This window comes from Streptomyces sp. NPDC001890, assembly GCF_042891445.1.
In the GTDB taxonomy this organism is placed as follows: Bacteria; Actinomycetota; Actinomycetes; order Streptomycetales; family Streptomycetaceae; genus Streptomyces.
The window spans coordinates 204,293-219,489 of the sequence record NZ_JBIATE010000013.1 but is presented as its reverse complement, the minus strand read 5'-3'; the positions used below and the strand labels follow the sequence as shown (position 1 = coordinate 219,489).

General features: G+C 70.1%; 5 protein-coding genes. All 5 read right to left on the bottom strand.

Features of this window, described 5'->3' with window-relative positions; translation table 11 throughout:
• Window positions 1-63 precede the first annotated feature (63 nt).
• The 5 genes from ACFYY1_RS27645 to ACFYY1_RS27625 are packed head-to-tail and all read right to left on the bottom strand — an operon-like array spanning window position 64 to window position 14,959.
• Window positions 64-1,119, bottom strand: a complete 1,056-nt coding sequence (locus ACFYY1_RS27645) for an MDR family NADP-dependent oxidoreductase (protein ID WP_388590424.1) — start codon at window positions 1,117-1,119, stop codon at window positions 64-66.
• Complete coding sequence (locus ACFYY1_RS27640; RefSeq protein ID WP_388590423.1) at window positions 1,116-2,840, bottom strand: phytoene desaturase family protein; 1,725 nt, start codon at window positions 2,838-2,840, stop codon at window positions 1,116-1,118. Before ACFYY1_RS27640 ends, ACFYY1_RS27645 begins: the two co-directional genes overlap by 4 nt.
• Before the next feature lie 20 nt (window positions 2,841-2,860).
• Window positions 2,861-4,543: a phytoene desaturase family protein gene (locus tag ACFYY1_RS27635; protein ID WP_388590421.1), complete on the bottom strand. Its 1,683-nt coding sequence runs from the start codon at window positions 4,541-4,543 to the stop codon at window positions 2,861-2,863.
• Window positions 4,533-14,051 (bottom strand): amino acid adenylation domain-containing protein, encoded by a 9,519-nt coding sequence (locus ACFYY1_RS27630; protein WP_388590419.1) that lies wholly within the window; start codon window positions 14,049-14,051, stop codon window positions 4,533-4,535. Before ACFYY1_RS27630 ends, ACFYY1_RS27635 begins: the two co-directional genes overlap by 11 nt.
• Before the next feature lie 50 nt (window positions 14,052-14,101).
• Entirely contained in the window at window positions 14,102-14,959 is an 858-nt protein-coding gene (locus ACFYY1_RS27625; protein WP_388590459.1) for a sterol desaturase family protein, read from the bottom strand.
• Window positions 14,960-15,197: the final 238 nt, after the last annotated feature.

Genomic DNA, 15,197 nt, shown 5'->3' with positions numbered 1-15,197 from the left:
CTTGCACGGGTGCGGCGAACTGCTGGGCGCGGGCGGGTGCGGGTGTTGCGCCGGGCCGGGGGTTCAGAGCTCGACGAGCACCTTGCCCCGGTTGGCCCCGCTGTCCCGGTAGAGGCTCCGGTAGGCCTCCGGGATGTTCTCGAAGCCGTGGTGGAGGGTGTGTCCGCAGCGCACCTCGCCGCGCCGGACCAGGCCGCCGAGCTCGTCGTGGAGCGCGCGCCAGTTCTGTTCGGTGAACCATTCCAGCGAGAAGATGCCCCGTACATGTGCGCGCGGGAACATGATGTAGGGCAGCAGTCGCGGTCCCGTGACGTCGCGGCCCACCTGGGTGGCCCACTGCCAGCACACGGCCACCTGGCTGTCGATGTTGAGCATGGAGAACACGGCGTCGGTGACGGTGCCGCCCAGATTGTCGAAGTACTTGTCGACACCGTCCGGCGCGGCCCACAGCAGCGCGTCCCGTACCGCCTCGCTGTTGTCCCCGTGGCGGTAGACGACGACCGCGTCGAACCCCAGCTCGTCGAGGTAGTCCGCCTTCTCCGGCGTCGATGTGGTGCCCACCACCCTGGCCCCCGCGAGCTTGGCCAGCTGGCCGACCAGCGAGCCGACGGAGCCGGAGGCGCCGCTGATCACGACGGTGTCCCCCGGGCGGATCGACATGAACTTGGTCAGGGTGCCCCAGGCGGTCATGCCGGGGCCGCCCATCACACCGAGCGCGGTGGGCAGCGGCAGCACCTCGTCGTACCAGTCGGGGTCCAGGCGGCGGAAGGCCGGGAAGACCATCGGGAACGTGCCGGTCTGCCAGGGGGTGGCGGCGCCGTTGCTGACGAGATGGGTGCGCCAGCCGCCGAACCCCTGCACCAGGTCACCGGGGCGGTGGGCGGCGAGCGGACCCGCCTCCAGTACTTCCATGATCGAGTCGGCGCCCATGTGCGCGCCGAGCGGGGTGTCCAATGCGATGCCCTGGAGGTAGGGGTCCACCGATACGTAACGTGTCCTCAGGAGCATCTCGTCCGGAGCGAGTTCGGTGTCGATCTCCTCCTCGACCTCGCCGTAGACCCGCTCGACGTCGGGGATGCCCTCGATGTGCTCGCGCACGACCCATTTCCTGGCCCTCATCCCGCTACCTCTCTCCCGACGGGGGCCGGTCGGCCCTCCGCGAGGGGCCGCGGCACCGGCCGGGGCCCCACCTCGATGACCCGATGGGTCGGTGCCGGACCGCTTTCGTCGATGGACGCGGTGAACGCGCGGCCGTCGTCGCGGCAGACGAACTGCATGACATGCCGGCCTGCCGCCGCCGCGCGGATCAGGCCGCCGGTGGTCGCCCATACGCCGGACTGGTAGAAGTTCCGCAGCCCCGGCAGGCCGGGGCCGTGCCGTTTCACGAGCTTCTCCAGCGTTTCCCCGCTCTCCACGAACGGCTGCCAGCCGAGGACCGTGCCGTCGTAGTTGCCCGTGTAGCGGACCTGGGTGAGCGGGCTGGACACGTCACGGACGGCGATCGCGTCGGCGATGCCGGGGTGCTGCCGCTCCAGGAACGCGACGAGTGTCTCGCGGGCCCGGCGCTTGGCCGCGTAGTACCCGCGGCCGTGGCGCACCGGGAGCGTGTGCAGCTCCTGCCCGCCCCGGCTGCGGGTCGCCTGTTCCGGGCCTTCGTCCAGGGCGCGCCAGGGGGCGATGTCGCAGAAGTAGGTGACGTACGCGACGCTCGTCCCGGGTGGAGAGAGCTCGGGGTAGTGCTGATTGCGGAACTGGACGTTGATGCTGGGGTGCCGGATGCCGGTCAGTGCGGCCGCTTCCGTCTCGTCGAGCAGGTAGGTGGTGCAGGGGTCGGCGTCGGGGAAGTCGCGGCGCAGGCCGAGGAAGAGCGTGAAGTAGCCGGGGAACACCATGCCCGGTTCCCGGATGGTGCGGGTGTAGAGGCGCCGGTACTCCTCGTTGAGGTAGCGCCCCTTCAGCAGGTCCATCATGGTGGTGCGTCCGTCGCAGGCCGAGACGATGATGTCGGCGCGCAGTTCACGGCCGTCGCTGAGCCGCACCCCGACCGCGCGGTCGTCCTCGACCAGTACTTCCTCGACCTTGGCGTTGTAGGTCACTTCGCCGCCGAGCGCACGGTAGCGCCGTTCGATCGACTCGGCCAGCCCGAGCGAGCCTCCCTCGGGGACGCCCGCGGAGAGGTTGGCGTGCGAGGCGAGCTGGAAGTGGAACGGCAGCACGGGGAAAGCCGGATGCTTCTCGTACAGGATGAAGTTGAACGCCTCGCGCAGCAGCGGGTCCTTGAACCGCGCCGAGAAGTCGGTCATCAGTACGCCGATGGATTTGCGCACGACGTTGAAGTACGGGATGAAGGAGGCCAGCATGCGCCAGCGTTCCGTCGTCGGCATCAGTCCGACCGGCCTGAGGAACGGGTAGACGGCCAGGCACTTGCGGAAGGCGCGCAGTTGCTTGCAGAAGTCCCTGATCAGGGCCGAGTCGGCGGGCGAGAGCTCGGTGAGGTGGGCCTGGAGCCGGTCGGGGTCGGAGTAGAAGTACACGGCCCGGCCGCAGCGGCCGCGTACGACGTTGAACACGTCGAAGTGCCGGATCTCCTTGCCCTGCAACGCGCCGAGCTCCAGCCAGATCTGGTGCATCTCGTTGCCGGGACCGCTGCCCAGGAGCCAGCTGACGCAGGGGTCCAGTCTGAAGTCGCCCCGGTCCCAGGCCGTGCAGCAGCCGCCGGGCAGTTCATGCATCTCCAGGACCTGGGTCCGGTAGCCGTTCATCCGGGCGTAGCACCCGGTGGACAGCCCGCCCAGCCCTGCGCCGATGATGATCATCGACTCTCGTTCGGAACGCGGCATGAACCTGTTCTCCTCGGTACTCATGTGCGGGTGTCACCACGCATGAGCCAGTTGTCGAGCTGGGGCAGCCGGCCCAGCTTGCCTGGGTGCCAGGGTTCGGTGCCCCGGCTCTCGGACGCCGTGAATCCGCGCCCCAGTTCGTCGCAGAGGTACTGGATGACGAAGCGCCCGGTGGACGCGGCGCGGATCAGTCCGCCCATGCCGACCCACTGACCGGCCATCGAGAATCCGCCCAGGCCGGGCAGGCGCATGCGGTCCTTGCCGACCAGCTTGGCCGCGATGTCGTCGGCCTCGGAGAACGCCTTCCAGGCCAGGATGGAGCCGTCGTGGTTGCCGGTGTAGCGCCGGGTCGTCGCCGGGGAGGCGACATCGACCAGTTCGATGCGCTCGCCCGTGCCCGGCAGCCGGCGTTCCAGGAACCTCCTGACGAAGGAGGCCACTTGGCGCTTCTTCTCCCGGTATTCCTTGCGGTCGGCGGCGCGCAGTTCCTTCCAGTACGCGAAGTCGCTGAAGTAGGTGCAGTGGATGACCGATCTTCCGGGCGGCGCGAATCCGTCCGAGTAGTCGGAGCGCATCTGCACCACCACGCTGCTCTGCAGTGCGCCGGGCAGCTGCTCCGCGTCCTGCGGGTCGAGCAGGTAGGTGGTGCTGTGGGCCCGGTCGGGGCCCAGCTCGCCCCGGACCCCGACGAAGGCGGAGACCACCGCGGGGAACAGTGTGCCGGGGCGGTGCAGCAGTTCGTCGTAGAGCTTGTCGATCCGCGGTCCGGTGTACCGGCCCTGCAGCAGGCCGTGGATCGCGGTGTGGCCGTCGCAGGCCGCGACGACGTGGTCGGCGTAGTGCCGTCTGCCGTTGCGCAGCTCGATCCCGACGGCGCGCCCGTCCTCGACCAGGATCCGTTCGACGCGGGCCCGGTAGCTGATCTCGCCGCCGAGCCCGGCGTAGCGTTCCTCGATCGACCGGGCCAGACCGAGCGAACCTCCTTGCGGGAAACCGGCGTTGTCGTGGTGGGCGCCTGCCATGTTGAACAGGTAGGGCAGGAGCGGGAAGCCCTCCGGGTCCTGGAAGAAGATGTTGCGGAACGCCCTGCGGAGCAAGGGGTCCTGGAACCGGTCGGCGAATTCGTGCATCGGTGTGGCCGCGGTGCGCCAGAACAGGCGGAACGCGGGCAGCACGGTGCGCAGCAGCGCCGCTCTCTCCCGTACGGTGCGCAGCGCGGGGGCGGTCAGGAACGGGTACAGCTCGATGTCGGTGAACCGGCGCAGATCACGGCAGAAGGAACGGATGAGCCGGGCGTCGGCGGGCGAGATCTCCAGCAAGTGGTGTTCCAGCCGGTCCGGATCGTTGTAGAAGGTCACCGAGCGCCCGTTCTCGTCGACCACCCGGTTGAACATCTCGAAGTTGGTGATGGTCTTGCCGTCGAGCGCGCCCAGTTCTCGCCACACCTGGTTGGCTTCGTTACCGGTGGCCGTGCCGATCAGCCATTCGATGCAGTAGTCGAAGATGTAGCCGTCGCGCGACCAGGCCGTGCAGCAGCCGCCGGGCAGCACATGCTTCTCGAAGATACGCGAGCGCATCCCGTTCATCTGCGCGTAGCACCCGGTGGACATGCCCGCGACGCCGGCGCCGATCACGATGACCCGGGGGCTGCCGTCCTTCTCCCGTCCGGGGACGCTCCAGTCGTCCTCCGTCTCATCGGACATCGGCGCCGCCCTCCTGGAGGATGCCGCGCACCAGCTCGGCGTTGCGGGCCGCGTGCTTGGGGTCGAGCATGTCGGCGTGGATCCCGGAGCCGCGCAGCAGGGCCGTGGCCGTGGTCGAGCTGCCGTGCCAGGTACCGGACTCGCCGGCGGCGTAGAGCGCCGTCTTCTCCTGGTCGGTGATCACGCTGACCGTCGCGGACACCGTGCCGAGGTTCGGTGTGCGCCCGCAGAAGGCCAGGTACTCCGCGGCGTGGTCGAGGGTCTCGCGGGCCACCGCGTCCGATCCGGTGTGCTTGCGCAGGTGCTCGGCCAGTTCCGCCTCGAAGAACTCGATGTGCTCGGGGCCGGCTTCGTACGGTTCGACGATCCGGTGCGAGTCCAGCACGATCACATGGGCGACCTCGCGTCCCCGGCTCTCCAGTTCCTTGGCCACCTCGAAGGCGAGGTTGCCGCCGAGCGAGTAGCCGAGGAGCAGGCATCTGCCCTCGGGCCGGTGCGACTCGACGAGGTCGGCGTAGCGGGCCACCTTGTCGGCACCGGGGACGTAGTTGAAGGCGATCAGCCGGTACTCGGGCAGTGCGGTGGCGAACCCCCGGTAGACGAGTCCGTGGCCGCCGGCCGGCGGGAAGCAGAACACGGTCCGTTCGCGCTCGCTGTTGAAGGTGAGGCAGGGCAGGTCGTCGGCGATCGATCCGGTGGCCAGGCGTTCCAGTGTGGCGGCCATCCCGTGCAGGGTCGTGACCCGGTACAGCTGGCTGACGGGGATGCCGACGCCGAATTCCTTGCGCAGCCGGTGGATCAGCTCGATCAGTTTGATGGAGCTCCCGCCGGCCTCGAAGAACTCCTGCGTCAGGCCGGCCCTCTCCAGTCCGAGCAGTTCCTCCCAGTGCCGGGCCATGCTCAGCTCGAAGGGTGTGCGCGGCGTCTCCTCGGGTTCGTCGTCCGCGTCGAACCGGGGCGTCGGCAGGGCGGTGGGGTCGACCTTGCCGTTGGCGGTCAGCGGCAGGTGCGGCAGTACGACGAAGTGCGCCGGAACCATGTACGCGGGCAGCCGCTCCCCGAGGAACCGGCGCAGCGCGCGCCGGTCCGGTGCGGCCCCTCGGGCCGGGACGCAGTAGGCGACGAGCACGTCCTCGCCGCGGGCGTCGGGGCGCACCGTGACGACCGTCCGGGCCAGCTCGGGCCGCTGGGCGAGGTGTGCCTCGATCTCGCCGGTCTCGATCCGGTGGCCCCGCAGCTTGACCTGGCCGTCGCCCCGGCCGAGCAGATGGACCCGGCCGTCCGCGTCCCAGCGCGCTGCGTCGCCGCTGCGGTAGAGGCGTACGGGGGCGGCGCCCGGCTCCCGGCTCAGGGTCCGGGTGACGAAGCGCCGGCCCGTCAGCGCGGGGTCGCCGGCGTAGCCGAGGGCGACGCCCTCGCCGCCGATCCACAGCTCGCCGGGCACACCGGGCGGCACCGGTTCGCCGTGCCGGTCGAGCACATGGAGCATGCTGTTGCCCAGGGGCCGTCCGATCGGCACCGTCCGGCCGGGTTCCAGGTCGTCGACGGGTCCTTCGAAGAAGGCGCTGTCGATGGTCGCCTCGGTGACCCCGTAGGAGTTGATCAGCCGGGTCTGCGGCCCGCACAGGTCGTGCAGCCGTCGGTACTCCCCTGCCTTCCACACGTCGGACCCGACGACCAGCAGACGCATGAAGTCCAGGCGCAGGTCCCGGCGTTCGCAGTGGTCCATCAGTCCGCGTACGACGGCGGGCACGAACTCCGCACAGTCGACGCGCTCCTGGCGCATCGTCATGTACAGGCGCTCGGTGTCGAAGAGCAGATCACGGTCGACCAGCACCAGGCTGCCGCCCGAGCACAGCGCCCGCACCACGTCGCCGGTGAAGACGTCGAACGACGGGGCGGCCATCTGGAGGTGTACCCGGACGTCGCGGTCCAGCCGGTATTCCTGGAGCCAGGCCGCGTAGGCCGAGGCGAGGTTGCGGTGGCTGACCTGCACGGCCTTGGGGAGGCCGGTCGAGCCGGAGGTGTGGATGATGTACGCGGCCGAGTCGGGGCCGGTCGGGTCCTCGGCTCCGGCCCGGCCCGCGCTCCGGCCGTCCGGCCCGGGAACGGCCTCCGGGTCCGCCTCGTACAGCTCCCGCAGCGTGCGGGCCGGGACCGGCAGCCCTGCCATCCGGTCCCGGCACGCCTCGTCCTCGACGACGACGAGGGTGGCGCCCGCGGTCCGTACGGTGTGGGCGGCACGGTCGGCCGGGTGGTCGGCCGGGATCGGGAGATAGGCGCCGCCGGCCTTGAGGACCGCGAGCAGTGCGACGACGAGGTCGGGCGACTTCTCCATGCAGAGCGCCACCACCGACCCGGCGCCGGCCCCGAGCGCGCGCAGCCGCCGGGCCAGCTCGTCCGAACCGCGGTCCAGTTCCGCGTACGTCAGCCGGCGCGTCGGCCCCTGGAGTGCCGGGGCCGTGATGGCCACGGCGTCCGGGCAGCGGGCGGCCCTCTCGCTGATCAGCCGGTGCACCGGGCGGAATCCGTCCGTCCCGTCCTCCGCCGCCGCCGGGGGCAGGGCGATGCGTCCGGCGCCGCTCCACTCGCTGATCAGCCGCTCGCGCTCCTGGGCGTCCAGCATCTCCAGGCGGGAGGTGGGCCGGTCGGCCGGGGCGCGGGTCATGCTGTCGAGCAGCGCGGTGTAGTGCGCCGCCATCCGCCGCATGGTCTCCGGCAGGAACAGGTCGGTGTTGTACTTCAGGACGCAGTGGAAACGGCGTTCCGCCTCGTCCTCGTAGACCGACAGTGTCACATCGAACTGCCCCTCTTCTTCAGGGAGTTCGATGTACTGGAGCCGGTAGCCGTACTTCTCGGTGGCGACCTTGTGGGTGAGCAGGATGAACATGGCCTGGAACACCGCGGAGCGGCTGGGGTCGTGCTGGAGCCCGAGTTCGTCGACCAGCAGCACGAAGGGGTACTCCTGGTTGTCCAGGCCGCCCAGCACCGTGGTGCGGACCTCCTGGAGCAGCCGGGCCACCGACGGGTCGCCGGAAAGATCCGCGTGCAGCGGGAGCGGATTGACGAAGTAGCCGTAGACGGAGGCGAAATCCTGCTCGGTCCGGCCGGTCACCGGGCTGCCGACGATGACCTGGTCCTGGCCGGAGTAGCGCTGCAGCAGCAGGTAGTAGGCGCTGAGCAGCACCATGAAGGGGGTCACGTCGTGCTCGCGGGCCAGGGTGTGCACCCGTGCGCTCAACTCGCCGTCCAGGACGAAGAACTCCGAGGCTCCGTTGTGCGTCTGCACGGCGGGGCGGGGTTTGTCGACGGGCAGTTCCAGGGTCGGCACCTCGGCCGGCAGGTGCGAACGCCAGTAGTCGAGCATGCGCGGTGCCGTGGGTCCGGCCAGGAAGCGGTTCTGCGCGTTGAGGAAGTCCAGATAGCGGGCGGTGACGGGCGGCAGCGAGGGGTCCTGCCCCTGGCGGAGCCCCTCGTACACCGCCAGGAGCTCCTCGATGAAGGTGAACGTCGAGATGGCGTCGGAGACGATGTGGTGCACCGCCTTCATGATCACCCAGCGGTCGGGGGCACGCTTGAAGAGGCGGAAACGGAAGAGCGGGTCGCTCTCCAGGTCGTACGGCTTGCGGTACTCGGCGACGATCGTGCGGTGGATGTCCTCCCACTCCTGTTCCTGCACGTCGAACAGTGCGACGTCCGGGCTCGCCTCCGGCGACACCTGTTGCAGCGGCACGCCGTCCACCGTGCGGAAGTTGGTGCGCAGGGCGGGGTGTCGCGCCACCATGCGGCGCACGGCCTCGAACATGAGGTCGGGATCGAGGGAGACCCTGACCTCGACCGCGCCGCCGATGTTGTACGCGTATCCCTCGGGGTTGAGCTGCCTGAGGAACCACAGGGCCTTCTGGTTCTGGGTCAGCGGGTGGCTGAGTTCGTCCTCGAACACCTCCACCTCGCCGGCGTCCGTTCCGCCGCCCTCGTGGGCCACCAACTCTACGAGGGTGTCGTGGAGTTGTGTGATCAGTTCGGCGACCGGGGTACCGCTCAGCAGTGCCACCACCGGCGGGGCGACGCCGAGCTCGGAGCTGATGCGGGCACGCAGCTCCATCGCCAGGAGCGAGTCGAGGCCCAGCGCGTTGAGCCCGGCCTGCGGATCGATCCGTTCGGGGCCGGTCCGCAGCACCGATGCGGTCAGTTCGACGAACCGTCCGGTCACCAGGGACAGGCGCTGCGCCGTGTCCGCGTGACGGAAGGTTTCGAGGATGCCCTCGCCCGGCCCGGTGGCCGTCCTGGAGGGGGCAGCCGCCGCCAGCTCGGCGACGAGCCGGGGCGGGGAGGCGTACCAGGCCTGGAACACCGGCCAGTCGACGACCGTGGCGACGAGCAGCTGGGCGCGGTCCTGGCCGATGACGCGTTCCAGCACGGCCATGCCGACGTCCGGTGCGAGCGAGCTCATTCCCCGGTTGTGGAGGTAGTGGTCGACGAGCCCCAGCTCCTCGATCATGCCGGTGGCCCAGGGGCCCCAGTCCACGCTCAGCCCCGGCAGCCCGAGTGCCCGGCGGTGCTGGGCCAGCGCGTCCAGGAACGCGTTGCCCGCGGCGTAGTTGGTCTGGCCCGCCGTGGTCAGCAGCGAGGCGATCGAGGCGAACAGCACGAAGTGGTCCAGCGGTTCGTCCCGCAGGTGGCGGTGGAGCAGGTGGGCTCCGATGGCCTTGGGGTCGTGGGCCTCGGCGAACGTCCGGTGGTCCATGTCCTCGACGAGTGTGTCGCGGACCTGACCGGCGAGATGGAACACGCCGCGAACCGGCAGCGGATCGGTGCGCCGGTGAGCGTCCAGCCAGTTCGTGAACGCGGCTTCGTCGGTGATGTCGAGCGGTGCCAGGACGACCCGTGCCCCGAGCGCCTCCAGTTCCTTGACGAAGGCGGTGGCCCGGCCCTGGGCGGTGTCGGGGTCGAGCTCCCGCCAGGTGGAGCGCTCCGGCAGTGCGGTGCGTCCGACCAGGATCAGACTGCGCGCGCCACGCCGGACGAGCGTCCGGCACAGCAGCCGACCGAGCGCTCCGAAGGCGCCGGTGACCAGGTAGTTCGCATCGGTGCGCAGGCGCAGCGGAAGGGGGTGTGTCAGTTGTTCGGCCCGTCGGATGCGGCTGGTCCGGCGGGCCGAACCACGGAGCGCGATCTCCTCCTCGTCGTCGGTCAGGAGTTCACGCAGCAGCGCACGGGCCTCGGCCCGGCACTCCTCGTCGCCCGGCACCCGGGGGCCCAGGTCGATCAGTTTGCCGGGGTGGGAGGTGAGTTCCTGGTGCCTGAGGACCCGGCCCACTCCCCACGCCGGTGCTCCCAGCGGCTCCACGGTCTCGCCGGGCTCGACGCGCTGGGCACCGCGGGTCACGATGTGCAGCCGGCCGGCCTTCCCGCGGCGGAGCAGCGTGCGGGCGAGCGCGATCAGTGAGTAGGCCCCGGCGGCGCTGGTCCGTACGAGGTCCTGCGGTGAGGCCTGGGCGAGCGGAGGCAGGTCGAGGTTCCACAGATGCACGATGGGTCCGACGCGCCGCGCGTCGCCCGCGCCGCCGCCGTGCTCGTCCGCCCTGCCTTCGCCCAGGTCGGTGAAGAGCCGCTCCAGGTCGGTGACGGACCCCGGGACGACCGTGAACCCGTTGTCCTCGCCCCCTCGCCGGTACGTGTCGCCCGGACGCACCAGGTGGCAGCGCTCGCCCCGGGCGGCCAGCAGGGCGCTCAGGGCGTCGCCGACGCCCTGGCTGTCGGCGAACACCAGCCAGTCGCCGCCGGTGGACCCGGTGGGGCTGCCTGCGGCGTCGGTGGCAGTGCCCTGCTCGGCCTCGTCCGTGGCGGGGGCGAGGGGGCTGTCGATCCAGACGGTCTCGGCGAGCCAGGAGTCGATCGTGCCGAGTCCGACCGTGGTGGACGCCTTCTCCACGTCGGCGGCGCGGAAGCCGTTGATGCCGCCGAGGGGTTCGCCGCTGTCCGCGTAGACGGCCATGTCCCCGACGAGCTCGTCCGCGCCGTCGCGGGTCACCGTGGCGTGCACCCAGATCGGCCGGTCTCCCACCGGGGCCAGGCGCAGCTCGTCGATCGACAGCGGCAGCCGGATCCCGGTCGTCCGCCGTTCCGGTCCACCGGCAGCCGTGCCGGTGCCTTCGGTTTCGGTTTCGGTTTCGAGCAGCTGTGTCGTCAGCAGCGACTGGAAGCAGGCGTCGAGCAGTACGGGATGGATGTGGTGTCCGGCCGCGTCGTCTCCGATCGCCGCGGGCGGGCGGAGTCGGGCGAGTACTTCTCCGGAGCCGATCCACACCTCGTCGATGGCTCGGAACGCGGGCCCGTAGTGGTAGCCGAGCGCGGCGAGCTCCGCATAGCAGTCCTCGCCTCGCAGCCGGCGCCGGGCGCGGGCCCGAAGGGCTTCGGTGTCGGCGGGGGGCCCGGCCGGCCGTGGCTGCCCCGAGCGCACGACTCCGCTCGCGTGCACCGCCCTGCCGCCCTCGTCCGGCCCCTTGGACGCGATCGTGAACGCCGCGTTCTGCGAGGAGAGGGTCAGCCGGACGGCCCGGTCCTCGCCCTCCGGCAGGAACAGCGCCTTGCGGAACTCGATGTCCGTCAGCACGACATGGGTGCCGCCGGTCAGGGCTCGGACCGCCTGCGTGGCCATCTCCAGGTATCCCGCGGCCGGGAAGACCACCGTGGACTGGATGCGGTGGTCGTCGAGGTAGGGCAGCCGCTCGGTGTCCAGGGCGGCGTCCCAGGTGGGTTCGGTGTCCGCGGTGCGACGGCCCAGCAAAGGGTGGTCGGCGTGGCCGAGACGGACCTGGGCCACCGGTGCGGGTTCCGTCCAGTGGCGGTCGCGCCGCCACGGGTAGCGGGGCAGGACCACCGGTCTGCCCGCCGGGTGCAGGGTGTCCCAGGCGATGGGGACGCCGAGGTTGTGCAGCTGGGCCAGCGAGGCGGCGAAGCGCTCCGGCTCGTTCTCCTGGCGGCGGATCGACGGCAGGGTCCGTGCGGCCGTGCCCCGGTCTTCGAGGCACTCGCGGATGGAGTGGCCGAGCACCGGGTGCGGACCGATCTCCAGGAACAGTCCGTACCCGTCGTCGGCGAGCCGGTCGACGGCCGAGCGGAAGCGGACCCGGTGGCGGACGTTCTTCCACCAGTAGCTCGCGTCCAGCTCGCTGCCGTGCGCCGTGCCCTCCTGCCCGGTCAGGTACAGCGGAATCGTCGCCTCCTGGGGAGCGAGATCCTCCAGCGAGGCCAGCAGTTCGTCCTTGATCACCTCCATGCCCGCGCTGTGGTACGGAACCTGCACCGTGAGGAACTTGGCGAAGATCTGCTCGGCGTGGAGCCGGTCCGCCAGCTCGGCCAGTGCCTCGCGCTCGCCTGCCAGGGTGACCGCCGAGGGGCTGTTGACCGCGGCCACGGACACCCGGTCCCCGAACGCGGCCACCCGGGCCTGCGCCTCGTCCTCGGGCAGGCTCACGGCGAGCATGGTGCCGGTCCCGGTCAGCTTCTGCTGGAGGCGGCTGCGGTGCAGCACCACCTTCACCGCGTCCTCCAGGGAGTAGACCCCGGCCTCGTAGAAGGCGGCGACCTCTCCGGTGCTGTGGCCGACGACGGCGTCGGGCCGCACACCGTACTGGCGCCACATGGCCGCGAGTCCCACCTGGACGGCGAAGTTGGCCGGCTGTGCGAGCCAGGTCTCACCCATGCGCGACCCGGCTTCGTCGGCCCTCATCTCCTCGATCAGGGACCAGCCCGCGATCGACCGGACGACCCGGTCGCAGCGGGTCACGGCTTCCCGGAACACCTCGTCGCCGTCGAGCAGTTGGCGGCCCATCCCCCACCACTGCGGCCCCATCCCGGTGAAGACCCAGACCAGGCCGCGCTGTTCGGTTTCGAGCTGCCGGTCGTGGACGACTCCGGGGTGCGGCTCGCCGCGCAGGTAGGCATTGAGCGCCTCGTCCAGTCCGGTCCGCGAGGAGTACACGACGGAGAGCCGTGACTCCAGGTGCTGGCGGCGGTGGGCCAGTGTGTAGCCGAGGTCGGGGAGCGACGCCCGGGGGCCGTGCGCCCCTGCCAGCTCGCGGCGGATTCCGGCCGCCACCTCCGGCAGGGCTTCCGGGGCACGGGCGGTCAACGGGAGGATGTTCCAGGCCCGTTCGGCGGGCGGGGCCGACGGCGCGCTCCGCTCCGGTGCCTGCTCCAGCACGACGTGCGCGTTGGTGCCACCGAACCCGAACGAGTTCACCCCGGCCCGTGCGGGCCCCTCGTGTGCGGGCCACCGGGTCGGCTCGGTCGGGATGCGGTACGGGGACGTCCCCTGGTCGATGGCGGCGTTCAGCTGCTCCAGGTTGATGTGGGGCGGGATCATGCGGTGCTTGAGGCAGAGCACGGTCTTGATCAGACCGGCGATACCGGCCGCCGATTCGGTGTGCCCGATGTTGGTCTTGACGGAGCCCACGTAGCACGGTGCGTCCGGTCGGCGGCCCTCGGCCAGCGCCCGGCTCAGCGCGTTCGCCTCGATGGGGTCGCCCACGGGCGTGGAGGTGCCGTGCGCCTCCACGTACTGGAGGTCGCCGGGCGTGATGCCGGCCTCGCCGCAGACGCGCCGGATGAGGGAGACCTGGGCGTCCGCGTTGGGCACGGTGATGCCGTTGGTCCGGCCGTCCTGGTTGACCCCCGCGCCGAGGATCACCGCGTGGATGGGGTCGCCGTCGCGCAGGGCGTCGTCAAGGCGTTTCAGCGCGACCAGGCCGACGCCCTCGGCCCGTACGTAGCCGTTGGCCGTGGCGTCGAACGCGCGTGAACGGCCGTCGGGCGACAGGAATCCGCCCTTCGTCTCGGCGATGGTGTACTGCGGCGCCATGTGCAGCAGTACGCCACCGGCCAGCGCGAGGTCGGTCTCCCGGTTGTTGAGGCTCTGGCAGGCGAGGTGCACGGCGACCAGGGAGGAACTGCACGCGGTGTCGAGCGACAGGCTCGGTCCGCGGAAGTCGAAGCAGTACGAGAGACGGTTCGAGACCATCGTCATCATGGTGCCGGTGGCGGTGTGGGCGGCGAGTGACGAGAAGCCCAGGTCGGAGAATTGCAGGATCTTGTAGTCCAGCGTGAACGCACCGACGAACACTGCGGTATTGCTGCCCGCGAGCTCCGCGGGCCGCTGCCCACCGTCCTCCAGCGCCTCCCACGCGACTTCCAGCAGCTTTCGCTGCTGCGGGTCCATGTGGTCGGCCTCGCGCGGGCTGATGCCGAAGAAGGCGGGGTCGAATTCGTCGAAACCGTCGATGTATCCACCACGGCCGCCGATCAGACGCCCCGGTTTCTCCTTGTGTCTGCTGCCGAGACTGCCGACGTCATAACGATCGGCCGGCGTCGGTGTGATGCAGTCCTTGCCCTCCATGAGGTTCTGCCAGTACGCGCGGTGGTCCGACGCACCGCCGGGCAGTCGGCACCCCATGCCGATGATCGCTACTTTTTCGCTCACGGAGGCACTGTTCACGTCGGGCAAGGCTGTAACTCCTCAAGTCGTGACGCCGAGGACCGGCATGGAAGGGCAGTTCAGACAGAACCGGTCCCGGGCCCCTTCGCACGGCGCAAGGGGTGGAGAAGGCTGGCGACGATCTCCCCGGTACGGGGGAAGGCCGCGGGATCGCCGAGCCCGACCGCGACCGGTTCGCGGCCGGGCCGCCAGGTGTAGCTGTCGAAGGCGTGGTCCCAGATCGACAGGTCCGAGCCGTAGTGGCCCGCCTCGGACAGGTCTGTGCTGTGGTGCAGTCGGTGTTGTTCGGGGCTGGCGAGCACATGGTTGAGCCGGCCTATGCGCACGTCGATGTTGGCGTGGATGAAATAGCCCTGGGCGGCCACAAAAAGTCCCACGACGAACACGGATTCCCGGGAGAATCCGACCAGTGCCAGAGCGAGCTGAACGGTTCCCTGCGCGAGAACGATATCGAGGACGTGGTTGACGCCGTTATTGGCGACATTGACCTTTTCCGGCACATGGTGAACACCGTGCAGGCGCCACAATATCGCATTGGTATGACCGAGCCGATGCACCAGGTAACTGGCCAGAGAACCGGTCAGCAACGCCGCCGGTATTTCTGCCCAGAGATTGAGATCCGGCTCACTCGGCGACACTTCGGAAACCACGGTGGAGACAAGGTACTGCGCGAATGCGCTGGAAACCAATGTCAGCACGAAATAGACCCCGTACCAGCACCATTCACCGGCATTCGGATGCCAGGCCCGACGGTGCGGAATCACTCGTTCGAGCACGGTGAAATAGGTAATGACACCGAGCAGGAAGAGCGGGCTCACACGGTCGGGGTCCCAGTCGAGACACAGCGCCGTCGCAGCCACCGTGACCGCGCCCGTCAGCAGGAACGGGTACGCCGCCACACGCAGCACTGCGCGCATGGCGGGCACCGGGGCACCCTTCCCTCCGGCCCGGCCGGAATCCACCTCCGGATCACCGCCGGGCAGCGGTTCACGATTTTCCACTCACAGCACCTTTACGAAAGGAACTGGCACAGCGGAGCGCACTGGCCAGGAAAGAGATACTGATGACCGCATGCGGGCGCACGGGACCGGCACACCGGTCACCACGTGCCAAACGCAAGAAATATGTGCTGGAGCGCGAGAGGGATCGCCTGAT